The sequence below is a fragment of the Bacteroides stercoris ATCC 43183 genome, assembly GCF_025147325.1.
Lineage (GTDB): Bacteria > Bacteroidota > Bacteroidia > Bacteroidales > Bacteroidaceae > Bacteroides > Bacteroides stercoris.
Genome location: NZ_CP102262.1, coordinates 2,440,672 through 2,466,138 on the forward strand (window position 1 = coordinate 2,440,672; position 25,467 = coordinate 2,466,138).

The following is a 25,467-nucleotide window of genomic DNA, read 5'->3' on the forward strand; positions in this document are numbered from 1 at the left end:
GCAGCTTATTTCGTTTTCATCGAAGCCTTTACGAGGTAGAATATCAGGATGGCATAAGCACCCAGCGCCAGCACTTCAGACCATGTATTGCTGAGCCATGCGTCGTTCACCATATTGACACCGCCGAAGCGCATTGCCGCGCTTACCACACCCATCAGCGCACCGCCGGCAATGAAACCGGACGCCAGCAGTGTACCTTTCTCGCCACGTTCGGCATTGAGAGCTGCATCCTTGCTGCGGCTGGTTACGTACCAGTTTACGGCACCGCCCACTACCAGCGGAACGTTCAGCTCCAACGGGATGAACATGCCCAGTGCAAAAGCCAGTGCAGGAATCTTGCAGGCATTCAGCACGATAGCCAGCACCGCACCGATGCCGTAAAGCAGCCACGGTGCACCTACACCGTTCATCAACGGTTCGATAACCGCCGCCATTGCGTTGGCCTGCGGAGCAGCCAGTTGTCCGCTGGTAAATCCGTATGTTTTGTTCAGGATAATCATCACACCGCCTACGGTAGCTGCCGAAACGATTGTTCCGAGGAACTTCCACGTCTCCTGTTTCACGGGAGTGCTTCCCAGCCAGTAGCCAATCTTAAGGTCGGTGATGAAACCGCCCGCCATGGACAGTGCCGTACAAACCACACCGCCCATAACCAGCGCTGCCACCATTCCGCCGGGACCTTTCAGGCCTACCGCCACCATTACTACCGATGCAAGGATAAGCGTCATCAGCGTCATGCCCGATACCGGATTGGTTCCCACAATGGCAATGGCATTGGCTGCTACGGTGGTGAAGAGGAACGAGATGCCCGCAACGAGCAGGATAGCCACTACCGTGTGCATCAGGTTGCCCTGCATCACATCGAAGTAGAAGAACAGCGTAACCAGTATCAGCATCACGATAGAACCGATAGCGATAATCTTCATGGAAAGGTCGCGTTGCGTACGCTTCACGTTGGTTTCCGCATCAGCCTTGCCACCCATTTCCTTGGCAGCCAGCCCTACGGCACTCTTGATGATGCCCCATGACTTGATGATACCGATGATACCCGCCATTGCAATGCCGCCGATACCGATGCTCTTGGCATAGTACTTGAAGATTTCTTCGGGAGACATGGCACCTACGGTGGCGGTAATCTCCGGATTCCATTGGTTCAGCACGCTGTCGCCCCAGATAAGGGACATGCCGGGGATGATAATCCACCATACGGCAAGCGAGCCGGCGCAGATGATAGAGGCGTATTTCAGTCCGACGATATAGCCCAGACCCAGTACGGCAGCTCCGGTGTTTACCTTGAACACCAGCTTGGCTTTCTCTGCCAGCATTTCGCCGAAGCCGCATACACGGGTGGTGAAGTTCTCGTTCCACCAACCGAAAGTGGCAACGATGAAGTCGTACAGACCGCCGATAATACCCGCCGTCAGCAACGGTTTTGCCTGACTGCCGCCTTTTTCTCCCGATACAAGCACCTGCGTCGTTGCGGTGGCCTCGGGGAAAGGATATTTGCCGTGCATGTCGCTTACGAAATATTTACGGAACGGGATAAGGAAAAGGATACCCAGTACGCCGCCCAGCAGCGAACTGATGAATACTTGTGCAAACGTTACGGTAATTTCCTGCGGATAGCTTTCCTGTAGGATATACAGTGCGGGCAGGGTAAAGATTGCGCCTGCCACAATTACTCCGGAGCTGGCTCCGATGGACTGGATGATGACGTTTTCGCCCAGTGCGTTCTTACGCTTGGCTGCACCGGACACGCCGACAGCGATAATGGCGATGGGGATGGCGGCTTCGAATACCTGTCCCACTTTCAGCCCCAGATAGGCTGCCGCTGCCGAAAACAGTACCGCCATGGCGATGCCCCACAGTACCGACCACAGGTTTACTTCGGGATATTTCTTGTCGGGACTCATCAGGGGATTGTAGACCTCTCCCGGCTTCAGCTCGCGGAACGCGTTTTCCGGTACGCCGATTGCTTTCTCTTCTTCTTGTTTCATAATAGCTGTTTTATTTTTATTGTTATGATTGCGATATGTATTCCATTATAGACTTCAAAGAAAGCAAAAAAAAAGGAGAATTGAAAAATTCTCCTTTTTTCTGTATCATAAAAACGTTTATTTGGCGTCTTTGGCAGTCATGTCGCCTTCAACGAACAGGCGCATCATTTCGGTCTTGGCGTTGGTGCGCAGCGTAATGGACTTCTTGAAATGTCCGGGGTATTTGCCTGTACCGTTGTAAGTAATCTTGATGGTTCCGGTCTTTCCGGGCATCACCGGCTCTTGCGTGTATTCGGGCACTGTGCATCCGCAAGATGCCACTGCCTGATGGATTACCAGCGGAGCATCTCCCACGTTGGTGAATGTAAACGTGCAGCTTACCACCGGATTATTTTCGGAGAATGTTCCGAAGTTATGGGTGGTCTTGTCGAATTTAATGTCTGCCCCGCCTTGTGCATAGGCATAACCGATGCTCATAACCAGCATCAACATATAAAAAGCAAGTTTCTTCATGTCTTTATCTTTTTTAATTACACAAGGTGCAAAGGTAAGCCATTTCTGCAAAAATCACTCGTACTCTGTGCGAAATTGTATTAAATCAGCGTCAGAAGCCATTGTGACGGATGATAAGCAGGGAGAAATAAGGGAAACGGAGTGTTTCAAGCTGCTGCCCGTCACTGATGTATTTCTCCTGCGGAGTGCCTACGTTCTCGAAATAGCGGTAATCGTATTCGGGATGAAGGCGGATGCAACGGTGCACTTCATCGGTGCATTGTGACAGTTTCATGATGACTACCGTGTTCTGAGATTGTATCAGCCGCTCTATCTCTTCGGCGGTGGTGATACCGGGAATTACGGTCAGCCTCTCTTCCCGGCTGGCGATGTGCAATCCGCCTCGTGCTCCGGCAGCGATGAAAGCGGGGATGCCGGCAATCTGTTCTACGGGGATGCCGGCGGCTTGCAGTTTCTCATATATATAATGTACAGAGGAGTAGAAGCCTGCATCGCCCTCTGCCACGATAGCCACTTTCTTGCCGGCGTGATGCAGGGAAAGGGCGGCGGCATACACTTGGTCGTAGGCGTTGAGGGCATCGGTCCGTTGCTTGCTCATGGGCAGGGAGAAGCGGCGGATACGGTTGGCGGGTATGTCGAGCCGGAGCATGATGTCGGCGGCGCGTGACAGGGAATGACCGTCGCGGACGGGTGTTTCGGGACAGAAGATACAGTCGGCATTTTGCAGGGCTTTCAGTCCTTTCAGAGTGATGAGTTCGGCTTCACCGGGGCCGAGGGATACGAATTGAATAGGGGACATTCTGTTTTTTTTATGTGCAAAAATCGGGAAATAATCAATAGTAAGCAAGATATTCGCTATCTTTGTTACCCTTACAAATAATGGAAGCCTATGGACTACCAACTGAATACGCGTTTGAACGGCAATATCGCAATGACATCCCGCTTTCACGAAAACAAGCCGCTGCAACGCGACAAGACTCTGTATAAGTTTCTCTGGGTACAGAGCGGCACGCTCGCCATCGAGGTAGACCATATACCCATGAAGCTGGCGAAAGACGAGATTGTCACGCTTACCCCGCTGCATCATCTGACTATCAAAGAGGTGGCAGGTGAGTTTCTGACCTTTGTTTTCAACAGTAACTTCTACTGCATCTACGGACATGACAATGAGGTGTCCTGCAACGGCTTTCTGTTCTACGGTTCGTCCCGGGTGATGCGGCTGAAGCTGTCCGAGGAGCAATCGTCCAACCTGCATGATATAGTCCGCATCTTCCGTCAGGAGTCCGCCATTAATGACAATCTTCAGGAAGAGATGTTGCGGATTGTACTGAAACGTTTCATCATCACCTGTACGCGCATAGCACGTGCAAGGTTTGGTGTGGGGCAGGAGAATGAGAGGACTTTCGATGTTGCCCGTCGGTTCTATGTGCTGGTAGACCAGTATTTCCGTGAAAAGAAACAGGTGCAGGACTATGCCGATATGCTTTGCCGTTCGCCTAAGACGCTCTCCAACTTGTTTTCTGCCTGCGGACTGCCTTCTCCGCTTCGCATCATTCACGAACGGATAGATGCGGAAGCCAGACGCCTGTTGCTGTACACACGGAAGAGCGCTAAGGAAATCAGCGCCATTCTGGGCTTTGAGGACTTGGCTGCATTCAGCCGCTTCTTCAAGAAAGTGACGGGAGAGAGTGTGTCGGAGTATCGGAAACAAGCACATCGGGAAGAATTGCCAACTGTTACGGAATAATTGCCATTCCACAACCGGCAGGAAACAGGGATCTTTGCAAAAACATTTCACCCGAGTGTCTCTGTGGTGAATCTAAAACAACAAAAATATGAAAACGAAATTGCAAAAACTGTTCCTTGCGGCACTGACGCTGGCCGCTTCTTCCCAAAAGTTGGGTATCAACCTCATCCGCGTGGCCATTCTTGTGATATTTGTATGGATAGGCGGCTTGAAATTCTGGAACTACGAAGCCGAAGGAATCGTTCCGTTCGTGGCAAACAGTCCTTTTATGAGTTTCTTCTACGATAAGCCTGCACCGGAATACAAGGAATACAAGCTGAAAGAGGGAGAGTTTGACGAAGCCAAGCACCGGTGGCATGTAGAGAACAATACCTACGGCTTCTCCCGCGGTCTTGGCATACTGATTATGGCAATCGGTATCCTTACTTTTCTGGGGATATTCTTTCCGAAAATCGGATTGGCAGGGGCTGCGCTGGCCGTCATAATGACTGTCGGCACGCTTTCGTTCCTTGTCACTACTCCTGAAGTGTGGGTTCCCGATTTGGGAAGCGGAGAGCATGGCTTCCCTTTGCTGACAGGGGCCGGACGACTGGTGATAAAGGATACCGCCATCCTTGCCGGAGCTATCGTGGTGCTGGCGGACAGTGCAAAAAGGGTATTGAACCAATTGGAAAAATAAGACTATGAAAAAGTATGATGCTATTATTATCGGCTTTGGAAAAGGAGGCAAGACACTCGCTGCCGGGCTGGCTGAACGGAACTTTACTGTTGCTATGATAGAACGTTCGGATAAGATGTACGGCGGTACGTGTATCAATATCGGATGTATTCCGACCAAGACACTGATACATTCGGCAAAGTTGGCAGATACGAGTGCGTCCTAGGAACAGAAACGGGCATACTACCGCCAGTCTGTTGCACGGAAAGAGGAAGTTACTTCTTTCCTGCGTCAGAAGAATTACCGCAATCTGTCAGACAATCCTAATATAACGGTATATACGGGTACAGGTTCTTTTGTCGGTCCTGATGTGGTGGAAGTACGTATGGCGGAAGAAACGATTCAGCTTCAAGCCCAGCAGATATTTGTCAATACGGGAGCTGAAACTATCATTCCGCCTATCGGGGGAGTAAAGGACAATCCGAAAGTATACACTAGCACTTCCATTATGGAACTGGCGGAGCTTCCTAAGCATCTTGTTATCGTAGGCGGCGGGTATATCGGCTTGGAGTTCGCTTCGATGTACGCTTCTTTCGGATCGCAGGTGACAGTGTTGGAAAGCTATTCCGAACTGATAGCCCGTGAAGACCGTGACATTGCTGCCAGCGTGCAGGAAGTGTTGGAAAAGAAAGGCATCACTTTCTGCCTGAATGCCCGTGTGCAGTCCGTGGAAGGTACGGTGGTTGTCTATCAGGATGCCGTGACAGGCAAGATTCTGCAATTGGACGCGGATGCTATTCTTTTGGCTACCGGACGTCGTCCCAATACTGCGGGATTGAATCTGCCTGAGGCAGGAGTAGAGGTGAACGAACGTGGTGCTATTATCGTGAACGAGCATTTGCAGACTACCAATCCCAATATCCGTGCTATCGGCGATGTGAAAGGCGGACTGCAATTTACTTATATTTCGTTGGACGATTACCGTATTCTCCGCGAAGACCTGTTTGGAGCGGGAGAGCGTAAGGTGTCCGACCGTGAGCCAGTGAGCTATTCGGTGTTTATAGATCCGCCGCTTTCACGTATCGGTATGAGTGAGACCGAAGCACGTGAGAAAGGTTTGAACATTAAGGTAAACAAACTCCCCGTCTCCGCCATTCCCCGTGCCCGTACATTGGGCAATACGGACGGATTGTTCAAGGTGATAGTGGATGCCGATACCGATAAAATAGTGGGTTGCACTCTGTTTGGCCCGGAGTCGAGTGAAGTAATCAATCTGGTGGCGATGGCTATGAAGATGAGGCAGGAGTATACTTTCCTGCGTGATTTCATCTTCACGCATCCTAGCATGAGCGAGGCATTGAACGATTTGATGAACTTGTAGTTTCTTTTATAACGATTTGTTCGGGAAGTGTTTGCGTATCTCCCCAAAATTGCCGAATATTGTGCCCTGAAATATAAAACCGAACAATCATGATCAGATTACCTCTCATGGGTCTTGTATTTGCGTGTGCAGTGTCTATGACTTCGTGCGGTACAAAGTCCCGGCAAGCATCCGGCAATTCCGATACTGCGGCTGTTGCGGTTTCCGTTGCGGATACCGCAACAGCCGTTGTTCCCGTCTACGCCAAAGGCTATGCGGTGAAACATCTGCCGGGGAATGTGCGCCTGGTGGACATACACGACCCTCAAAAAGAAGAGGGGAATACCTTTCGGTATGCTTTGGTTCCGAGGGGTACGAAGCCTGCCGGTATTCCTGCCGATTATACCGTGATAGAAACTCCGGTGAAGCATGTTATCTGCATGACTTCCCTGCAACTGTCCAACTTCATCCGGTTGGATGCCTGCGATTATGTGGTGGGCATTACCAGTACCCGCCATCTTTTCAATAAGGAGATGAACGGGCGTCTGAAGGCGGGCAAGACATCCAAAATCGGGATTGAGGGGAACTTCGATAACGAGGTGATTATGAGCATTAATCCCGATGTTATCTTTATCTCTCCTTTCAAACGGGGCGGATATGACGCCATGCGCGAAACAGGCATTCCGCTGGTGCCGCACTTGGGATATAAGGAAATGACTCCGTTGGGGCAGGCTGAATGGATAAAGTTCATCGGTATGTTCATTGGTCGGGAAGCAGAGGCGAATGCCCGTTTTGCCGGGATAGAGAAGCGGTATAACGAGCTGAAAGAACTGGCTGCCGGTGTAAAAAAGCGTCCTGTGGTGTTCAGCGGTGAAATGCGTGGCGGCAACTGGTATGCGGTAGGCGGAAAGAGTTTCCTTGCCGAACTGTTCCGGGATGCCGGTGCAGACTATTTCCTGAAAGACGATCCGCGTTCGGGCGGTGTGACACTGGATTTCGAGACGGTGTACAGTAGGGCGGAGAGTGCCGACTATTGGCGCATCGTCAACAGTTACGACGGAATATTCTCTTACGATGCCTTGAAGTCTTTGGACCCTCGTTATGCCGACTTTCGCGCTTTTCGCGAGAAAGGAGTAATCTATTGCAATATGCGTGAGAAACCCTTCTATGAGAGTATGCCCATGCAGCCTGAGGTAGTATTGGAAGATTTGATTCATGCTTTTCATCCCGACCTGCTGCCCGATTATAAACCCACTTATTACGAGCGACTGAATTAATGAAAAGACCAGCATTGCCGTTGATGCTCCTTATACTGGCATCCATCTTCCTGCTCTTTTTGCTGAACCTGCTGTTGGGGTCCGTCCATATCCCGTTTGGCAAGATATGGGAATTGCTGTGGGGGACAGGAGCGGCTTCCAATCCCGATACGATGAGCAACCAGGAAGTTATCTGGAGCAATATTCTTTGGAAAAGTCGTGTGCCGCAGGCCTTGACGGCATTGGTGGCGGGAGCGGGGCTTTCGGTCAGCGGTTTGCAGATGCAGACGGTGTTCCGTAATCCGCTGGCAGGACCTTCGGTGCTGGGCATCAGTTCGGGAGCGAGCCTGGGAGTGGCTTGTGTGGTACTGCTGTCCGGTGCTATGGGCGGTGTGGCACTGAGCCGTTTGGGGTATATGGGAGAGGTGGCGTTGTCCGTGGCTGCCATTATCGGGGCATTGTCGGTCATGGCGCTGATTGTCTACGTCTCCCAAAAAGTAAAGGGGAATGTAACGCTGCTCATTATCGGTGTGATGATAGGTTATGTGGCAAGTGCCGTTATCGGTGTATTGAAATATTTCAGTGTGGAAGAGGATATACGGGCGTACGTTATCTGGGGGCTGGGCAGTTTTGCACGTGTCTCCGGCGACCAGATGCTGCTGTTTGTCTGTATCATGGCGGTGTTGCTGCCCTTGTCGTTCCTGCTGATAAAGACCATGAACCTGTTGTTGTTGGGCGACGGTTATGCACGTAACTTAGGATTGAATATCAAACGGGCGCGCCTGTTCGTCATATCCTGTTCCGGAGTGCTGGTGGCCATTGTCACCGCCTACTGCGGTCCTATTATGTTTATCGGGTTGGCAGTGCCTCATTTATGCCGCGCCATTTTTCACACGTCCGACCATCGCATATTGATGCCCGCTACCTTGCTGGTAGGTGCAGCCTTGGCGTTGGTGTGTAACCTGATAGCCCGCATGCCGGGATTCGAGGGAGCGTTGCCCGTCAATTCGGTGACTGCGCTGGTAGGTGCGCCGGTGGTTGCATCCGTGCTTTTCAGAAAGAGAAAAGGGGAGTTGAACGAATAAAATATCAAGTATATTGAACTCTAATATTACATATAACATTGAAGAACGAGACTATACATATCGAGAATCTTTCTATCGGCTATCCCGGTAAGAGTGATGTGAAGGTAGTGGCGGACGGCATCTGTGCAGGCATCAACAGTGGCGAGCTGACCTGCCTGCTGGGTGCTAACGGAGTGGGTAAGTCCACACTGCTCCGCACCCTGTCCGCTTTCCAGCCCAAACTGGGCGGAGAGATACGTATTCAAGGCAAAGAGATTGAGTCCTATACCGACAAGCAACTGTCGCGCGTTATCAGCGTAGTGCTGACAGAGAAATGCGACATCCGCAATATGTCCGTTACGGAATTGATAGGATTGGGACGCAGTCCCTATACGGGCTTTTGGGGTACGCTTACCAAAGAGGACAGGCAGGTGGTGGAGCGAGCCGTTGCTTTGGTAGGTATTCCTCACCTTGCGCATCGGATGGTACATACGTTAAGTGACGGTGAGCGCCAGAAAGTCATGATAGCCAAAGCGCTTGCCCAGGAAACTCCCGTGATTTATCTGGATGAACCTACAGCCTTTCTCGATTTTCCCAGCAAAGTGGAAATGATGCAACTGCTGCACCACCTCAGCCGCCAGACGGACAAGACCATTTTCCTCTCTACGCACGACCTCGAACTGGCTTTGCAGATAGCCGACAAAATCTGGCTTATGGACAAGGCGAACGGCGTCACCATCGGTACTCCCGAGGACCTTGCTCTGAACGGCAGCCTTAGCAGCTTTTTCGCCCGTAAAGGTATCGTGTTTGATTTGGAAACCGGATTGTTCCGTGTAGATAATGAATATACCACGCAGATACGTTTGTCAGGGCATGGGCAGAGATACGCCATGGTGCGTAAGGCATTGCAGCGTAACGGCATCCTTGCCAACCGCAACGTGGAGTCGGAAACCTACATCGAAACGGGCGATTTGAAAGGCGGCGGCGCTTTTGTCCTGCATCGTCCCGGTGAAGAACCGATATGTCTCACCAGCATCGGGGATTTATTGGCGAAGCTCCACGAAATCTCATTTTGAGTAAGAAAGTGTCGGGCACGAACCCTACGGGCAGCATTCCTTTATCGGAACTTATATCCTACGGTGAAGAATGAAGCAAAGTTTCGTGGCAGGTAATTATGGAATTCTTCCGTGTCTATTACCTGCCTTAGTTGCTGGTTGATCTTTACCAATCCCACTTGTGCCTCTGCACCGATAATGAGCCTGCGGTATTCAAATGCGATTCCCACGATGATACCGCCGTCCAGCCGCCTGTTTCCGGCATTATTCTCCAATATGTTGCCGAAAGTATCTATCTTGAAAAGCCGGTTCCCGTCGGAAGAACCGGCGTCGTGATAATACGGGATGCTGCCGGATGTCTTTCCGCCCACGCCGCAGGCAATGTACGGACCGGCATTCAGCGAGGCATAGTAATCTTTTCCCAACGGCAACCTTGCAGCTATTCTGACAGGTATCTGCAAGTATAGCTCGTTCATCTTGGCGTTCTTTACATAGTCCATATCATCCTTGCCGCCTATGGATACAAACTCCAAAGCAGATTGCAAGACCCAGGTCTTGTTCAGTGTGTATTTCGCGCCTATTCCCGCTTTGCAGGCTATTCGCGTATCACAGCAAGAGTGCTTTCCGTAGAGGCGGGAAGTTCCGATTCCCGCCTCTGCATAAAAGGAGAGAGGAGATTGTGCCTGTGCGGTCGATGCGGCAACCGCCATGTACATTATCATCAATGCCTTTTTCATACATATATTTTTCCGTCTTCGCTGATTAATAAAATCGTAAGTTCTCCATCGGGCAGCAGGGGAGCGCAGCATTGTTTGCAATGCTCTGTCAGCAGTTTGGAGAATGTCTCCAGTTTTTCCGCAGGGATAATATCCCATAGTTCCCGTGCCAGATTCATATTCCGGATAGCGGTCAATACATCTTCGTTGCATCCTGTCCGGTGCGCTATGTCCTGAATGAACTCCTTGTTCATCGTCACTTTCTTGCTATGGGTATCGAGGTGACCTTCCGCCAGTTTCACGGCTTTGCCTATCATTACTCCCAGCGTGACACGGGGTAGTTTCAGCTTATCGGCAATCTTCAGCGTCTCGCCGATGAAGTTGCCGTAATGGACAAAGGCCTGTGCCGGCAGTTCGGGATAATAAGCCTTGATGTACCGTTCGCTCTTTGCTCCGGAGCTGATAACTACACGCGGGCTGCCTGTGGCGCATGCCACTTCCATCGACTTTCGGATGGAGCTTATAAAAGCTTCGCTGGAGAACGGCTTCACAATGCCTGATGTGCCGATGATGGATATCCCCCCTTCTATGCCCAGACGCGGATTGAAAGTACGCTTGGCTATTTCCTCTCCGCCGGGTACGGAGATGGTCACAACAATGGGATCGCTCATTTTAGGCATGCCGACGTAGTCGAGGTACATCCTTACATTGTCTTCTATCATCTTGCGTGGCGTGGGGTTAATGGCAGGCGCTCCCAATTCCAATCCTAATCCCGGCATGGTGACGATGCCTATTCCTTCTCCGCCGGCAATGATGATATTAAAATCTTTTTGCGATGTTTCATCGTTGTTTTCATCTATATCGATCGGAAGAATGATATCCGCCTTTATCCGCATTCCATTGGTAATGTCGGGGTCATCTCCGGCGTCTTTTATGACGCTGGCTTCCGACTCCACTATCCAATTGTTGTTTATGGAACTGGAACGGGGATATCTCTGCTGCGGCTCTACAGGAACATCTATCAATTCTCCGTTGGGTAGGATTACTGCAAACTCCGGGGGACGGGGAGTTCCCTGAATGTTGAATATATCCCATATCGCAGCCGCAGCTGCGGCTGCTGCGCATGTTCCCGTAGTGAGTCCGCTGCGCAGGGGGTAGAAGCCGGGATAGTATTGCTCTACCGTTCTACGTAGGCCGTATTTCCCGTTTACGGACAAGAAGTTGGGGTGAAGCGGCGGGCGCTTTATTACAAAGATGCGAATGCCCAGTTCCTGAGCTGCTTTTAGTTTTTCGGAAAATCCGCCGGAAGCACCGCTCTCTTTGAGGATGACAGCTTCGGGGCGTATTTGTTGCATCAATAAGCGTTCGTCTTCTCCGGTATGGTAGTAACGTAAATATTCTTCGGGGAATCCCTGGTTTCTCGCTGATTCGCGCGAACTTTCACGGTCGAGAATACGGAAATAGCAACGGCTGCTTTCCATCCATAGAGCTTTCAGTTTGCTTATGCTGTTTACTCCCGTCAGTGCCAGTATTATATAGACTTCTTCCTTTTTTATTTGGCGGACAGCGTCTTCATAATTGTCGCACCATACAATGCCTTCATTATTCTCTATACGGGGGTAAATGCGTTCATAACGGATGACCGGAATCTGAAGTATGTCAGCAGTTTCACTGACGTTCCTGTGCAGCTCTTCGGCAAAAGGGTGTGCTGCGTCTATCAGCAGCGAGATGTTCTCTTTACGGCAGAAAGACTCCAGACTATCTTTATCCATGCCACCTTGCAGGCGGATGCCGTTATGCAGAGGAACTTCTTGTTCATTGCCCTTGGTTGAATAATAGAAGGGCTTTCCAGCTTCCTCAAGTGTTTGGACGGCTATGCGTCCTTCGGTTGTACCGCCTAATACTAATATCATTTTTTATTTTCTGAATAAGTGTTTGAATTCGTGTGCATACAGTCGCGACAGTCCTTTGCGATTGCCGATAGCCTCGCCTACGACAATCATGGTTGTCAGGGTCAGGTTATTTTCTTTTACTATCCGTGCAAGGTCTTTCAGCTCTCCCCGGAAGATGCGTTCGTCCGGCCAGGTGAGGTGATAGCATACGGCTACGGGGGTTGTTTCGGGATACTCCTGCAGCAGTTCCGCCTGCACTTGTTCTGCAATGCTTGCGCTAAGGAAGATGCACATGGTGCTTTGCGAGCGTGCCATGAGATGTAGTTTTTCCCGTTCGGGCATGGGTGTCCGTCCTTCGCCGCGGGTCAGTATGATGCTCTGTACTTTCTCCGGGATGGTGAACTGCGACTTTAAAGCCGCCGCTGCTGCCTGGAAAGAAGATATGCCCGGAGTGATATGATAACTCATGCCGTATCGGTCGAAGTAGTTCATCTGTTCCTGTATCGCACCATAGATGCAGGGGTCACCCGTATGCAGGCGCACGATGAACTTTCCTTGGTCGTAGAACTCTTTCATCAGTGCAAACTGTTCTTCCAAATCCATGGAAGCGGAGCTGCGGACTGTTGCGCCCGGTTTGGCGCAAAGTGTCAGTTCGCGGGGCACGAGGCTGCCTGCATAGAGGATGAGGTCTGCCTTTTCCAGCATCGCCCGTCCTCGCACGGAGATAAGGTCAGGGTCTCCGGGACCTGCACCTACAATCTCGATGTGTCCCCGGCGCTGGGCGCAGATGTCCAGGGTGGCGGCTACCGTATAGTTCTCGCCTTTGCGTTTCGGCATTATCAGTTGGCTATTTCCGGAGGACAGCAATGCGGCTGCCTCGCTTACACTGGGTGTACCCATGTGCTTCATCACTGTTTTGCTGGGGTGGGGCACGTCCATTGTCGCCAGTTCCTCGGCCGTATAGAAGAAGACTTCGTATTCCTTTTGGAGCGATTTCACTACCGGTTCGTCACGCTTGACGTTAATCGTAGATATGGTTATGATGGATTGCGGGGAGATGTTGTACTCTTCCAGCTTTTCTATAATGCCTTTCACAACTTTTCTCGTGGGGCTTGCCTGCCGGGCAAGTCCGATGCCGACGTGCACCACGCGCGGCACATAGCAGATGGACGGTATGTCCTTTATGTTGTAATGTATTCGCGGAGAGACGATCAGTACCAGCTTGAAGCGGGATAATTTGATGTCTTTCATCTGATAGAACACCTCTACATGAGGGGGAAGGTTCGCTTCCATCCAGTCGGTTCCTTTGTCGCGGATTTCCAACAGCAATGCGGTAGGCTGTCCGGTTACAAAAAGACTGATAGCCTCGTTCATGCACGCCTTCATCTGGTCGTCGGGAGTTTGGGTAAGCCCTGCCAGCAGGTGGGTGGAAGGGCTCACACAGATGGTCGGAGACCAGCCGAAGCGTTGGGGCAGTTTGTCCAATGCCCACAGTCCGGTAAGGTCGCTTTGAGTGGTTATCACGGGTTCGGCTCCCAATGCACCGGCCACTGCCTCGGTCAGTTCGTTGGCTCCGCCGATATGTCCGGAAAGGACGGAAATGGCATGTTTACCTGTGCTGTCCACGCAAATTACGGCAGGGTCTGTGTACTTGTCCTTCACGCAAGGGGCGATGGAACGTACGCAGATGCCTAAGGCTCCGATAAAGATAAACGCGTCGTAACGATTGAAATTCTTGACAGTGAAACTGCCGGTCGATTCGATGTGCGTACATCCGCTTTCATAGCGGGGAGTGAAAATCTCCGCTTCGGGAAATTCTTTGAGCAACAGCCGGGCGGAAGCCATTCCGGTTTCCGAAACGAGCATGATGGCCGTCTTTATGTGGGATGTTTCTGTTTTCATACAGGTTATTTGTTTTTATAATGAATATAGCTTGTCTTGTTATTTTATGAAAGTGTTGCTTTCATGATTTCAATAGGGTTATAATCATTCAGTGCGATGCGTGCTGACGGATGCAGTATCAGCCCGGCGGCTCCGGCTCCTTCCATGAATACTTTTTTACTGTCTGCCGATACGGAGTTAAAAACGATACAACCGTCGGGCTGTAACGCTTCCTTTATCTTCATCAGCATTTCCGGCAGATGTCCGCCGTGCCCGCCTATGAAGACGGCATCGGGACGGGGGAGAGTATCGGTCGCCGTTTGCAGGAAATCGCCTGTGATTGCCGTAATGCCCGGCGTACCGAAGCGGCGGCTGTTGATATTCATCAGTTCTTCGCCCTCGGCACGTACCTCAAAGGAAACGACCGTGAGGTGAGGGAATTGCAGCCGGGCTTCAATGGAAACCGACCCGGTGCAGAAACCGATATCCCAGAATACACGGCGGTGGTTCAGTTCCAGCGCTTGTAACGTAAGCAGGCGGATAGGTGCTTTGGTTATCATACGGGTACGTCCGTCCAAATGTGCGAATTGTTCGTCGGGGATACCAAAAGGGCGGGCTTCGGGAAAAGAGGTGGCGCAAAGCAACAGGTTGTTGGGATGCTCGAATCCGCCTTGCGTTGCTTCCTGTAGTGTCATGTGGCGGATGCGTTCTTTTTCGGGGTTGCCAAGATGCTCGCCTACATACATGGTGTAACGGTCGTATCCGTATTCCAGCATGCGGGCTGCGATTGTGGCGGGCGTATGTTCCCGGTCGGTAAGGATGCCTATCTTGGGAGCGCGTTCAATCAGGGCGCGGTCGAATTCATTCCAGGGACGTCCCGTCAGCGAAACGGTTCGCATATCGTCATAAGGCATTACGAGGCGGTGTGCTAATGTTTGGAGAGAATTGAAAGAGGGGTATAGCTTGATTTCAGCATCCGGCAATTTCCGTTTCACCGTATTGGCAAAGCCGAAGAACAGCGGGTCGCCCGAAGCGAAAACGATAATTTGCCGGGGGACGGCATCCGTTTGTCCGTATCCGTTACTGCTGAACACTTTCTCATATTGTGAGAATACGTTGTCCAATGGTACGGTAATGGAAATCCATTCCGCATCATCCGGCAACAAGTTTCCGACAATTTCTTTGTGCCGCACTCCCCCCGAAAATACTTTCCCGTGCCGTATGTGTTCCAATACTTCCGGCGGAAAGAAAGGCGTCCGGTTATCGTCCGTTCCTATAATGATAAATTTTCGTTGTATAACCATTCGCTTACCACTAATCGTTAATTCTTAATCGTTGTTTCACACGTCTCGTCCCGGTCGTAACTGTTCCGCATCATTGTAGCACAAAACGGCGTTTACTAATGTTGCAGCAAGGTTGCTTCCGCCTTTGCGTCCTTCTACAATTATTTTAGGGATGGCGGTGAAAGGCTTTGTCATGTGCTTGGACTCCTGTACGTGTACGAAGCCCACCGGAGCGGCGATAATCCCAGCCGGATGCGCTTTCCCTTTGCGTATAAGATCGCATAGTTCCATTAACGCTGTCGGAGCGTTGCCGAATACAAAAAGGGCGTCTGGATGGTCTTCAACGGCAAGGCGTGTGCCCGCTTGTGTGCGGGTGATGCCTTTCTCCGTTGCCATTGCTGCGGTACGGGGATCGCCGAGATAGCATTTCACCTTTACACCCAAACGTTCCAAAGCTCCTTTACGAATGCCGCTGGCAGCCATTGTCACGTCTGTAACGATGGTCCGTATGCGTTTCCCGATGATACCTTGATATAGTGTTTCCACTGCTTTTTCGTCTGTGTGCAACAGCTTTTCCATTTCAAAATCTGCGGTGGTGTGGATGGCGTGTAGCAACGCCCATTTATGGTCGAGGGGAATGTCCCGGTTCCTGAGCTCTTTCTCGATGGTACGGAAGCTCCGTATCATGATCTCCTGCCCTTTACTAGCTCCATACTGGGTATTCCCGGTCGCAACCTCCTCCCGGTAATATCCCCGCGGAGTAATCATCGTACCGTTCCATTCGTACGATTGCGAGTTGCCTATCAGTACTACGGTAAACATATCCGTCTTTTCGGGGTCGAACGCTTCCAGCGTCGTTATGTGCACTTCCTGTTCGGGACGCCCTGCCTGGCGTACATAGCCTACGGGGGTCTGTGGTGAACGTCCTTCTTGCAGGAATAACTCTTTCAGCCGGTAAAGTTGCCAATAACGGCCTTCACTTTTGGGATTGTAGACGGCTGTCACGAAATCGGCTGCGGCAGCGGCAATGATACGTTTCTCGATGCGTTCCCATGGGGTCATCAGGTCTGAGAGGGAGATAACGCAGAAGTCATGTCCCACAGGAGCTCCCAGCAGGGAAGCCGCTTTCTGGAATGCGCTGATACCGGGCAGGGAAATAATCTCTGCGTTACTGTTCCGTTCCCGCTTCATTTCATACACAAGCGGCGTCATACCGTAAATCCCTGCATCGCCCGAACTGATGACGCACACCGTTTTTCCCTGCTCCGCCAGCTCGAAAGCTTGCTCGGCGCGGATACGTTCGCGTTTCATTCCTGTATCTATACATTCCGTATCGGGGCGCAGGTACGGAGTGACAAAGCGGAAATAGTATTTATAGCCCACCACTGCATCCGCTTCCTGTAAAGCGGCAACAACAGCGGGTGTTATGTCTTGCTTATTGCCCGGACCGATGCCGGCGATGATTATTTTGGGTTGTTTCATTTGCTATCTGACTTATTGCTGTCTGTTCTGCAGAGCATGGTAAGTGTTACGCCTGCAGTTCACAAAGATACATTCTATTTATCACATTATGGCATGAAAAGGTGACTTTCTCACTCGTTTTTTTCCCCTGCCGCATATGCCGCTTTCTTTTCCATGATGCCCTGTGTGCGGTGCTTCAGTCCGAAACGGATATGGTCTACGAATATCTTTTGTATTTCAGGGATTTGCCCTAAACCTTCCATGCGCACATGAACGGTATAACCTTCTTTTTCAAGCATCTCCCGCCATTCTCCGGCAATATCGTTTTTGGCGTGGTCGCCGGCTACAAACATAAAAGGAACGAGTGTCACACTCTTTGCTTTGGCCGCTTTCAGTTGTGCCAACATGGTTTCAAAGGTGGGATAGCCTTCGATGGTCCCCACATGGAAGTTACCGAATCCGGCTACTTTCAGCATATAGTCCATCTGACTGTATGTAGCAGTGCCGGGCGTATAAGTGCCATGCCCTACCAATACAAAGTGTTCTTTACCCTTTTTCTTTGCACTCTGCTGCACCGAAGCATTGAGGCGTTGTCCTAAAATATCAGTTACTTTTTTCGCATCTTCCACCGAATAGAGTAGGGGAGTGCCTACGCGTATCTCCTTGAAGAAAGGCAGCACGCTTTCCACATCACGGCGGAGCGACTCCATTTCCACACCGTCAATGATATTGGTACTTTGCACAATAATGTGTGTGTAGCCCTCTCCACGCAGTTGGAGTAGCGCATCCAGCGGGGTATTTTTGACAACGCCGCGTGTCTTGAGGCGGCGTATGATGATGCGCGAAGTATAGGCTTCGCGAAACTCCAGGTCGGGAAAAGCCTTGCGTGCTTGGGCATTGATAGCATCAATCGTCTGCGTACGTGTATCATCGTGCGTCGTGCCGAAGTGTACCATAAGCAATGCGGCCTTTTCGCCAGGTTTCATGCTTGCAAGCATATCGCTCGACACGAAGTTTCCCCCTTCGTGAGCGGAGCAGAAGAGAGAAATGGCAAGGAGCAGGGAAAGGAGAGATGTTTTCATAAATAAAAGTAATTACTGTTTTGTAAAATGATTGCTGTTTTTTTATTTCTTAAACCGTACCGACAAACTCACGTATACCGAGCGTCCCGGGCTGAGCGTGGAGAAGTTATTGTTCCAGGGGCGGTCATCTTTCTTGTCGAAGATATTCTCGATACCTACGCCCGGTTCCAGAACCACGGATTGCAGGTTGAAGGTGTGGCGGGTATTCAAATCCCATTGCTGGAATTTGGGGGCGTAGCCATATGTTTGTGAGTAGCGTTCGCCTTGCAGGTGTCCATGTACGTTTACGTTCAGGCGGTAGAAGCTCCAGGTATGTTCCCACTGGCCGTTGATATTTCCCATGTGCCTGACGCTTTTGTCTATGGGCGACACTTTGTAGCTGCCGTCGGCTTGCAACTGCTTGGCTTCGGTGTTCATGTACGTGTATCCGCCGCCTGCCCTGAAGCCTGCACCCAGATTCAGGCTCGCATTCAGACTGAGGCCTTTGGTCTTGGCTTTGTCCACGTTGTCGCGCTGGCGTATCTCGTCGAAAGCGGCGTGCTTGTCGTCCAGCCCCATGTCGTGTATCTCTTGGTCAGAGAGGGTGCGATAGTTTATCATGTCGTGGATGTCGTTGATGAATCCGGTGACGGACACGGAAATCCGGCGGTAGTTGTATTCCGCATTCAGTGAGTAGAAGTTGTTCTTTTCAGGCTTCAAGTCGGCGTTGCCCGTGGTGTAGCGGTTGCTGGTCTTGGATTCGTCGGTGGCGTAAAGTTGCGACAAGGTAGGCGTGCGGAAGCCTGCCGCGTAGGCGGCGCGCAGGTTCAGTCCGCCGAGTTTGTACATCAGCGACACATTTGGGGTGGCGTAGTTCTTGAAGTTCTCGTTGTAGATGTAGCGTATGCCCAGTACGGCTTGCAGGTTTAGGGGCAGCTTTATTTCATCCTGTGCGTAGAAAGCGAGGGTGTACATGTGGCGGGAGTCGATGTTGTCCGATTCGCTCTCCAGCCCCTCGTTTACGTATTCTACGCCGGCAGACAGTTTGTTGCGGCTGCCCAGGCGGAAGATACCTTTGATGTTTCCGTTGTAATATCGCACTTGTTTGCGGGTCACCCGGTCGCCCGGCAGATAGCTGCCCGACTTCTTGAAGTACATATAGTCCGACGAGTAATTGTCCGAGTAGAACTCTGCATCGATGTAAGCCGAACGGTTTATCATGTACTTCATGCCGGCGCCATAAGTATAGGTCTCGTGTTTCAGATTGTAGGTATAGGCGTCTTTCTGCACGAACTGGCCTTTGCTTTTGGCATAGTAGGTGGCGTCCTGCGGACGGCGGGTTTTGTTATCATAATAAGTACCGCGCGCGTAGAACGACAGTTTATCTGTGGCATTGAATACGAAACGCTGGTTTACGGTGTTGGAGTAGAAGCCTACGGAAGTAGGACGTCCGGTTTCGTAGCCGTTCTCGTCGATGTTGTTGTTCTGCCAGCTTCCTGCCTGACGGCGCTGGTAGGAAGTGTAAGAGGAGAACTTGCCCGCATTGACATCGGCATTGACGCTTTCCGTCAGGCGTCCCTCGCCGGAGTAGTGAGTATAGCTGGATACGTTCACGGTGTTCCGGGCATCGTCCGTGATGATGTTGATAACACCGCCTATGGCATCGCTTCCGTACAGGGCGGATGCTGCGCCGTTCAGTATCTCGATGCGCTTGATGTTGGCCACGTTGATGCGCGTGTAGCGGTCTTCACCAGCCAGACGTCTGCCGTTTTCCAATATCAGTATGTAGTCCTCGTTGATGCCGTTCAGGCTCATGGTAGTGCCCATGCCGTTGGTGTAGGAAGAGATATTGGGCGTCAGCTTCACCAGCGCTTCTTCCAGCGTAGATATGTTGGCGCTGCCTATTTCTTTGGCTGTGATTACGGATACGGGAACGGGGCTGTCTGTCATGCGGCGGTGCGTACCGGTTCCGGTCACTACCACCTGGCTGAGGTTGCTGTAACTCTCCTCCAGCTTTACAAGGATGTTTTCTTCTTGTCCGTCCGCGGTGTATTTTTTGGGGGTGAAGCCAATGTAGGAGAAGCGCAGCGTGTGTTGTCCGTCGGGCAGATTGTCGATGGTAAATTCTCCTTTTCTGTTGGTGGTGCATCCCGTCAGACTGTTGTCTACGCGGATATTTACCCCTGCAAGAGGCTCGTTCGTGTCGGCGCTCACCACCTTTCCGCTCAATGCGGTTTGGGCATGGAGCAGGGGTGTCAGGCAGCACAGTATGGCTGCCAATAAATAGTTGGTTTTCATTTATTGAAAAATGTAAGATTAATACTTGTCTTCCTGACCCCGGGAAGGCGTTGACTGTGTAATTGCCCAGGCAGGTTTCCTGACTCAGCCCTACGGAAAACCACACCTTCCCGTCTCCGGTCTGCGATGGCTCAAACTGATGTTCGCTCTCACCAACAGCCGTCTGTAAGACAGTGGCATTGTTTTGAAGAATGTTTTCCGTATGCTCCGTTGCTGCAACAAGCAGGCGGAGCAAAGTGGCTTTACAGTAGCGGGCACTGTTCCGGTTTCGCACCGGATTCCCTTTTATACAACTCGTTGGAATAACGGAGTGTATCACCTAAGCGGTGACAAATATAGCGGTTTATTTTTAATTGATAAAGGAAAGGGCGGGATAATGCAACCGGTCTTACGGAGTGATTTGCTTTGCATTACGGATTTGCTTTGTTTTGCAGGATGGATTTTTTCATCTCTCGGAACGATTTTCCCGGTCTCATGGGATGAATATTTTCAACTTATAAGACGGATAACAAAAAGGGGGTTGTCGGTTATTTTACCTGACTGTCTTTAGGTGAAAGGTTCATTTTAGGGGCCAATAAGGAAGTGACCCCTAAAATGAACCTTAAAATGTTTGGGTGTTCTTTATGTCTTTAATTTAATTCTTTGATTGTTAGTGTAATATGCGACATTTTCCTGAAAATGAGAAATACCCGCATATTTTTTCTGTCTCAGCTTTTCCTCTCCTTTTTCCCTTATTGAATTAAGAAAATGGAGGACAAATGTTATACTTCCGGCTGATATCCTTCACCGTTTTCCCAGGCATCGGCATCCCATTGCTCTTTCAGGTGATTCACCCAGATTGCGCGGATTTCGGGATAGCTGCCCAGAGCCTTGATACCGCAGCCGTCTTTGATACCGTGATCGGCATCGGCTTGGCCTACGGGATGGGCTTCAAATGTTCTGTCTACCTTGAAACCTGCTTTCTCCAGACGTTCGCGCCAACTGTACTCGTTGGTATTGAGTTCCACTTTATCCAAGCCTTTGTTCTCGGCTATCGCTTCGATGCCCCATAGGTCGTTGTGGGCATGGTCACCGGCGATGGACATGAAAGGAGCGAGGTATACGTTTACTTCATTCGGCTCCAGGTTATTGTCCTGGCAGTACTTCATCACTTGCGAATAGATGCAGCCGGGATAGTCGGCTATCATTTGGGCGGCAGGTACTACCGGGATACGGTCTACCGCTTTCTCTTCCTCTTCTTTCGGCCAGAAAAGCATTTCTCCATAGTCTACAGTACCTACGAAGATATTCTTGTTTGTGGCAAGAGTATGCAAGGCGGTTTGGACTTCGGAGTATTTGGTGTTGGCATTGTAGTTCACATCAGGGTTACCGTGCCCCATCAGGAGAACGATGTTCTTCTTTTCAGCCAGTTTGTTCTTGTAGTGGTTGTAAAGGACCTGTGCCACTTCGTCCGTATCATCATCGGTAGAGAGCAGGTTGGCGCCTTTCAGCACGTCGATGTGCGGATACCAGTCAATCATAAAGTTTTTCTTGATATCGGTATTCATTAGAGAAAGGTATTCCTCGCCGGGAATGACGTGAAGCGACTGTACGGCTACGTGTGTATATCCTGCATCGCCGATGGCTTTCAGCCATTGGTCCAGTTTGTAGCGCGCTTCGCCGGTAGAAGCCTCTGCACGGCCGATGCAGGTACGTGAGGTGAAAGACATATAGATGTCTGTTTGAGGGAACTGCTTCCGGAAGTCGGCGATGATTTCGTTGTAAACGTCCAATGACTCATTATAAGTGCTTCCGAAAGTACAGAGTAGGATGGCGGTGTCATACTTCTTGGTTTCGGCTACTACCCTGGTTGCAGGGTTTACGGTACTTTCCGCATCGTCGTCATCGCTACAGGAGGTGAATCCTGTGCAAGTTGTGGCTGCTACGAGAGCCGCCATCAGATAAAACTTGAAATTTTTCATACTTTGTTTGTAAATTGATTAATAAAAAAGATGTTTTTCTCTATTTTGCCCCGCCCCCGTTCTTGAACTTTATAAGCGCCGATGCGTAGAAATTCCTTCCCGGCGTGCTGGTAGCCCGGTTACGTCCGAAAGGAGTGCGGTCTACGTAGTTGAAGAGGTTGTCTACACCTATGTTCATTGTCAGCGTCCAGTGCCGCATCTTCATTAGGGTATGGGCGGTGTTGATGCGCCATGTCTGGAAGCCGTCGGCATCGTTGTCGTTAACGTAGTGGCGGGTCGACTGGTATCGGCCGTACACTCCCAAGCCGAAGCGGTAACAGTGCCAAGTGTACTGCCAGGTGGTGTTGAGCGTGGCATTATGGTTGGATGTGGCGTCGATGTAGAGGTACTTCATGTAGTTATCGCCCGTATCGGCGGCATACTGCGCTTTCGGATCGGCATAGCTGTACCCACCGCCCAGCATGATGTCTTTCGTGGGGCGGTAGTTGAAGGTGAAGTCCATGCCATAGATACGGGCTTTCGTGAGGTTGGTGTATTTCTTGCTTTTCTCTATTTCGAGGAGCTTTTCTTCGGGGGTGACTTTTATCTCTACCAGCTCTATCATGTTGCGGATGAAGTTGGCATATCCGGTCAGGCTCGCTTGGAACTTGCTTCCTGCATACTCCACGCTGATGGAAGTGTATTGTGAGGTTTGCGCCTTGAGGTCTGTATTGCCATGATAGGCGGTGAGGGAGCTGCCGCCGATGCTGCCTGTGTGTTCATAATAAAGCTCTTTGATGGTAGGCGCCTTGAAGCCCATGGCATAGGAAGCGCGCAGGTTGAAGTTACCGGCTTTGTGGAGTGCGGATACTTTGGGGCTGAGGTTCAGTCCGGTTTCCTTGTGTTGCGTGCCGCGTACGCCGGCAGTCAGTATAAGGTTGCTTGTGGCAGTCCACTCTTCCTGCGCATAGGCGGCGAGCGTATAGACGGAAGCGATGTCGCCTGCTATGTGGTGAGGCGATTCCAGACGGTTGTACTGGTACTCTATGCCAGTATTGAGGATGTGCCGGTCGCCGAAGTAAAAGATACCTTTTACCTGCGCCAGCACTTGTTGCTGTATGCTCTGCTTGATACGCTGGCCGGGGTAGTAGGTGATGCGGTCGCCGTCTTTGAAGTAGTCGGTGATGTCTTTCAGCTTATAGTCGTAGAAGTAACCGTAGCGACCGTAAGAGAGGTCGGCGGTGAGGTAGTTGCGCCCGTTCAGCTTGTACCTGCTTCCGGCGGCAAAAGTATAGTTGCGGTAGTAGAAGTCGTTGGGCAGGTACTTCCACGGGCCGTGCGTACGCATCACCCAACGTTCGTAGTACGTTCCTTCGGCGGTGAGGTTCAGTTTTCTGTTTACCTGCCATTCCAGATTCTCGGAAAGAGTATAGTTGCTGGAACGGTTTACGGTAAGCATGGTGGAACCGGGCTTCAGTTGGTTCTGATCCCATTGCATATCCGTATTGCGCCAGCCGTCGGTGTGCCGGAAGTTGATACCGGTCACCGATTTCAGTTTGCCGTAGTTGAAGCCGAAGCTGGCGCTTTGCCGTACATCGCCATGCTCGCCCACACGGGTGGTGCTGGTGAGTTCCATTTTCTCTCTGCTCCGTTTGGTAATGATATTGATGACTCCGGCAATGGCATCGCTGCCGTAAAGTGAAGAAGCGGCGCCTTTCACGATTTCGATGCGCTCTATGTTGGCGGGATTCAGTTGGTTGAGGTCGTTTTGTCCGCCGATGTCCCCGTTCATGCGCTTGCCGTTTATCATGATGAGGATATAGTCGTTGTTCAGCCCGTTGAGCTGGATATGGCTGCCCATGTCGCCGTCATGGAAGGTGAGGGAAGGGCTGAGCCCGCTGAGAAGGTCGTCTATGCTGCGCGCCTGATATTGCTCCAGCGCTTTTCCCGTGAGCACCTCTGTCTGCACGGGGGCGTCTTTCAGGTAGTGCTCGGTTCCCGTACCTGTTACCACTACTTCGTTGAGCAGTAACGAGAGTTCTTTCTCATCTTTGTTTTTAAGGATACTTTGTGCCGGGGCGGATTGCATCACACCGCACAGCAGTACCGCTTCAAGCCAATACTTGTGCTTCATCGTCTACCGATTTTTTCGTTGATAAAACAAAACGGCACTTCGCTTCTGTGTGCGAAAGGTAATGGCCCGAAAGAGTAAAATAGGAATCCTATCGTATCAGTATAGGGGACATCGCTTCTAATCCTGGAAGCTCAGTGCTCAAGTTACGGAAGTTGGTAGGTATTCTGGCTCTCCTCTGCTTGTATTACCTTCCCATCGCGTTGCCGCGACAGTGGCTTTTGCGGATACAAACATCTTTTATTGAGGATTACAGCTGCAGGTACAGCTCCGGTTTTACACCGGATTCCCTTGCATCGGCAGGCGGATATGCCTTCCCGATTGCCAATTCCGGGGGTAAAGATAAAGACTTTTTATATATTATTCAGCTTTTTCTTCCTGATTATTTTCTTTTTTCTTCATTTTGTCTTTCTATCGGTAGTATTCCTCTGCTTTTGCAAGTGTTTCCGGCTTGCCGATGTCGAACCAACGGCGGTCCTGAAGCGGATAACCCTGTATGCAGGCTGTTTCGCACACGGATAGATAAAAAGGAATAATGGAGAACTTCCCTTCCCATTGTCTGCTTTCCATATAGCGGAAAAGGGAAGGGGATATGACGTGAATGCCACCGAAAGCCATTTCCTTGTATTGCCTTTCTTGGAAAGAGAATCCTTCGGGCTTGGTTTCACCGGTGGATTTGTTTATCCAGCCGTGCAGGCGGTTGGCATCGTCCAGCAGCAGGTAGCGTGATGTCTGTCGTTGACTGACGAGCAGTGTAGCCTCTGCATTGCTTTCCCGATGATGCCGGTAAAGCTCTGCAAGATTGATGTCGGAAAGGATGTCGGCATTGTGCACCAGGAACGGTTCGTTGTCGTCCAGGAACGGACGCGCTTTCTTTATCCCGCCACCGGTGTCGAGCAGCATATCCCGTTCGTCACTGAGGTGGATAGTGATGCCGAAATCGTTATTGGCGCGGAGAAACTCGATAATCTGTTCTCCAAAGTGGTGGATATTGACCGTAATGTCATTGAATCCGGCTTCTTTCAGCCGTAAAATCACCCGTTCCAGCATCGGTTTTCCGGCTACGGAGATGAGTGCTTTTGGGGTGTGGTCTGTCAGCGGACGAAGGCGGGTTCCCAGTCCGGCGGCAAATATCATTGCTTTCATAAAATAAT

Annotated in this window: 18 protein-coding genes, 1 pseudogene and 2 riboswitches; of the genes and pseudogenes, 6 read left to right on the forward strand and 13 right to left on the reverse strand. The window is 50.8% G+C overall.

Annotation, left to right across the window (positions count from 1 at the left end; all coding sequences use genetic code 11):
- Positions 1 to 5: 5 nt before the first annotated feature.
- From NQ565_RS10005 to NQ565_RS10015, 3 genes are all read right to left on the reverse strand, one after another.
- Entirely contained in the window at positions 6 to 1,997 is a 1,992-nt protein-coding gene (locus tag NQ565_RS10005; RefSeq protein WP_005653321.1) for an OPT family oligopeptide transporter, read from the reverse strand.
- Between the two features lie 117 nt (positions 1,998 to 2,114).
- Positions 2,115 to 2,510, reverse strand: coding sequence for a DUF1573 domain-containing protein (locus NQ565_RS10010; protein ID WP_016662096.1), 396 nt, complete (start codon positions 2,508 to 2,510; stop codon positions 2,115 to 2,117).
- A 91-nt stretch (positions 2,511 to 2,601) separates the two neighbouring features.
- Positions 2,602 to 3,309, reverse strand: coding sequence for a precorrin-2 C(20)-methyltransferase (locus tag NQ565_RS10015; protein ID WP_016662095.1), 708 nt, complete (start codon positions 3,307 to 3,309; stop codon positions 2,602 to 2,604).
- Positions 3,310 to 3,399: 90 nt separating this feature from the next.
- Between NQ565_RS10015 and NQ565_RS10020 the strand changes: the two genes are divergently transcribed.
- The 6 genes and pseudogenes from NQ565_RS10020 to NQ565_RS10045 all read left to right on the forward strand — a co-directional run bounded on the left by NQ565_RS10020 (position 3,400) and on the right by NQ565_RS10045 (position 9,671).
- On the forward strand, positions 3,400 to 4,257 hold the full coding sequence (locus NQ565_RS10020; RefSeq protein ID WP_005653318.1) for an AraC family transcriptional regulator: 858 nt from the start codon (positions 3,400 to 3,402) through the stop codon (positions 4,255 to 4,257).
- Positions 4,258 to 4,345: 88 nt separating this feature from the next.
- Positions 4,346 to 4,936 (forward strand): DUF417 family protein, encoded by a 591-nt coding sequence (locus NQ565_RS10025; protein WP_005653317.1) that lies wholly within the window; start codon positions 4,346 to 4,348, stop codon positions 4,934 to 4,936.
- Between the two features lie 4 nt (positions 4,937 to 4,940).
- Positions 4,941 to 6,296, forward strand: a pseudogene (locus NQ565_RS10030) (FAD-dependent oxidoreductase).
- Positions 6,297 to 6,385: 89 nt separating this feature from the next.
- Positions 6,386 to 7,552 carry an ABC transporter substrate-binding protein gene (locus NQ565_RS10035; RefSeq protein ID WP_005653314.1) on the forward strand — a complete coding sequence of 389 codons (1,167 nt, stop codon included), beginning with the start codon at positions 6,386 to 6,388 and terminating at the stop codon, positions 7,550 to 7,552.
- Entirely contained in the window at positions 7,552 to 8,616 is a 1,065-nt protein-coding gene (locus NQ565_RS10040) for an iron ABC transporter permease (protein WP_005653313.1), read from the forward strand. The genes NQ565_RS10035 and NQ565_RS10040 overlap by 1 nt, the downstream gene beginning before the upstream one ends.
- A 38-nt stretch (positions 8,617 to 8,654) precedes the next feature.
- Positions 8,655 to 9,671 carry an ABC transporter ATP-binding protein gene (locus NQ565_RS10045; RefSeq protein WP_005653311.1) on the forward strand — a complete coding sequence of 339 codons (1,017 nt, stop codon included), beginning with the start codon at positions 8,655 to 8,657 and terminating at the stop codon, positions 9,669 to 9,671.
- Positions 9,672 to 9,712: 41 nt separating this feature from the next.
- On the opposite strand, the gene NQ565_RS10050 is transcribed toward NQ565_RS10045, so the two are convergent.
- From NQ565_RS10050 to NQ565_RS10095, 10 genes are all read right to left on the reverse strand, one after another.
- Positions 9,713 to 10,387 carry an outer membrane beta-barrel protein gene (locus NQ565_RS10050; RefSeq protein ID WP_005653310.1) on the reverse strand — a complete coding sequence of 225 codons (675 nt, stop codon included), beginning with the start codon at positions 10,385 to 10,387 and terminating at the stop codon, positions 9,713 to 9,715.
- On the reverse strand, positions 10,384 to 12,279 hold the full coding sequence (cbiD, locus tag NQ565_RS10055) for a cobalt-precorrin-5B (C(1))-methyltransferase CbiD (RefSeq protein WP_005653308.1): 1,896 nt from the start codon (positions 12,277 to 12,279) through the stop codon (positions 10,384 to 10,386). Before cbiD ends, NQ565_RS10050 begins: the two co-directional genes overlap by 4 nt.
- Before the next feature lie 3 nt (positions 12,280 to 12,282).
- Positions 12,283 to 14,139, reverse strand: a complete 1,857-nt coding sequence (cobM, locus tag NQ565_RS10060; protein WP_040315597.1) for a precorrin-4 C(11)-methyltransferase — start codon at positions 14,137 to 14,139, stop codon at positions 12,283 to 12,285.
- 65 nt (positions 14,140 to 14,204) lie between these two features.
- Positions 14,205 to 15,443 carry a bifunctional cobalt-precorrin-7 (C(5))-methyltransferase/cobalt-precorrin-6B (C(15))-methyltransferase gene (locus NQ565_RS10065; protein WP_005653305.1) on the reverse strand — a complete coding sequence of 413 codons (1,239 nt, stop codon included), beginning with the start codon at positions 15,441 to 15,443 and terminating at the stop codon, positions 14,205 to 14,207.
- A gap of 36 nt (positions 15,444 to 15,479) precedes the next feature.
- Positions 15,480 to 16,904, reverse strand: coding sequence for a precorrin-3B C(17)-methyltransferase (cobJ, locus tag NQ565_RS10070; RefSeq protein ID WP_005653303.1), 1,425 nt, complete (start codon positions 16,902 to 16,904; stop codon positions 15,480 to 15,482).
- A 110-nt stretch (positions 16,905 to 17,014) separates the two neighbouring features.
- On the reverse strand, positions 17,015 to 17,965 hold the full coding sequence (locus NQ565_RS10075) for a sirohydrochlorin cobaltochelatase (RefSeq protein WP_005653302.1): 951 nt from the start codon (positions 17,963 to 17,965) through the stop codon (positions 17,015 to 17,017).
- A gap of 42 nt (positions 17,966 to 18,007) precedes the next feature.
- Positions 18,008 to 20,242, reverse strand: a complete 2,235-nt coding sequence (locus tag NQ565_RS10080) for a TonB-dependent receptor (RefSeq protein ID WP_005653300.1) — start codon at positions 20,240 to 20,242, stop codon at positions 18,008 to 18,010.
- Between the two features lie 52 nt (positions 20,243 to 20,294).
- Positions 20,295 to 20,580: riboswitch (cobalamin riboswitch) on the reverse strand.
- 423 nt (positions 20,581 to 21,003) lie between these two features.
- Positions 21,004 to 22,203, reverse strand: a complete 1,200-nt coding sequence (locus NQ565_RS10085) for a sirohydrochlorin cobaltochelatase (RefSeq protein ID WP_005653297.1) — start codon at positions 22,201 to 22,203, stop codon at positions 21,004 to 21,006.
- 40 nt (positions 22,204 to 22,243) lie between these two features.
- Positions 22,244 to 24,316 (reverse strand): TonB-dependent receptor plug domain-containing protein, encoded by a 2,073-nt coding sequence (locus NQ565_RS10090; protein WP_005653295.1) that lies wholly within the window; start codon positions 24,314 to 24,316, stop codon positions 22,244 to 22,246.
- Between the two features lie 137 nt (positions 24,317 to 24,453).
- Positions 24,454 to 24,657, reverse strand: a riboswitch (cobalamin riboswitch).
- Positions 24,658 to 24,724: 67 nt separating this feature from the next.
- Positions 24,725 to 25,459 (reverse strand): nucleotidyltransferase family protein, encoded by a 735-nt coding sequence (locus NQ565_RS10095; RefSeq protein ID WP_005653293.1) that lies wholly within the window; start codon positions 25,457 to 25,459, stop codon positions 24,725 to 24,727.
- Positions 25,460 to 25,467 lie beyond the last annotated feature (8 nt).

Coding starts and splice junctions, on each gene's coding strand:
- NQ565_RS10005 (WP_005653321.1), bottom strand. CDS start 1,997: ATGAAACAAGAAGAAGAGAAAGCAATCGGCGTACCGGAAAACGCGTTC.
- NQ565_RS10010 (WP_016662096.1), bottom strand. CDS start 2,510: ATGAAGAAACTTGCTTTTTATATGTTGATGCTGGTTATGAGCATCGGT.
- NQ565_RS10015 (WP_016662095.1), bottom strand. CDS start 3,309: ATGTCCCCTATTCAATTCGTATCCCTCGGCCCCGGTGAAGCCGAACTC.
- NQ565_RS10020 (WP_005653318.1), top strand. CDS start 3,400: ATGGACTACCAACTGAATACGCGTTTGAACGGCAATATCGCAATGACA.
- NQ565_RS10025 (WP_005653317.1), top strand. CDS start 4,346: ATGAAAACGAAATTGCAAAAACTGTTCCTTGCGGCACTGACGCTGGCC.
- NQ565_RS10035 (WP_005653314.1), top strand. CDS start 6,386: ATGATCAGATTACCTCTCATGGGTCTTGTATTTGCGTGTGCAGTGTCT.
- NQ565_RS10040 (WP_005653313.1), top strand. CDS start 7,552: ATGAAAAGACCAGCATTGCCGTTGATGCTCCTTATACTGGCATCCATC.
- NQ565_RS10050 (WP_005653310.1), bottom strand. CDS start 10,387: ATGAAAAAGGCATTGATGATAATGTACATGGCGGTTGCCGCATCGACC.
- cbiD (WP_005653308.1), bottom strand. CDS start 12,279: ATGATATTAGTATTAGGCGGTACAACCGAAGGACGCATAGCCGTCCAA.
- NQ565_RS10065 (WP_005653305.1), bottom strand. CDS start 15,443: ATGGTTATACAACGAAAATTTATCATTATAGGAACGGACGATAACCGG.
- cobJ (WP_005653303.1), bottom strand. CDS start 16,904: ATGAAACAACCCAAAATAATCATCGCCGGCATCGGTCCGGGCAATAAG.
- NQ565_RS10075 (WP_005653302.1), bottom strand. CDS start 17,965: ATGAAAACATCTCTCCTTTCCCTGCTCCTTGCCATTTCTCTCTTCTGC.
- NQ565_RS10080 (WP_005653300.1), bottom strand. CDS start 20,242: ATGAAAACCAACTATTTATTGGCAGCCATACTGTGCTGCCTGACACCC.
- NQ565_RS10085 (WP_005653297.1), bottom strand. CDS start 22,203: ATGAAAAATTTCAAGTTTTATCTGATGGCGGCTCTCGTAGCAGCCACA.
- NQ565_RS10090 (WP_005653295.1), bottom strand. CDS start 24,316: ATGAAGCACAAGTATTGGCTTGAAGCGGTACTGCTGTGCGGTGTGATG.
- NQ565_RS10095 (WP_005653293.1), bottom strand. CDS start 25,459: ATGAAAGCAATGATATTTGCCGCCGGACTGGGAACCCGCCTTCGTCCG.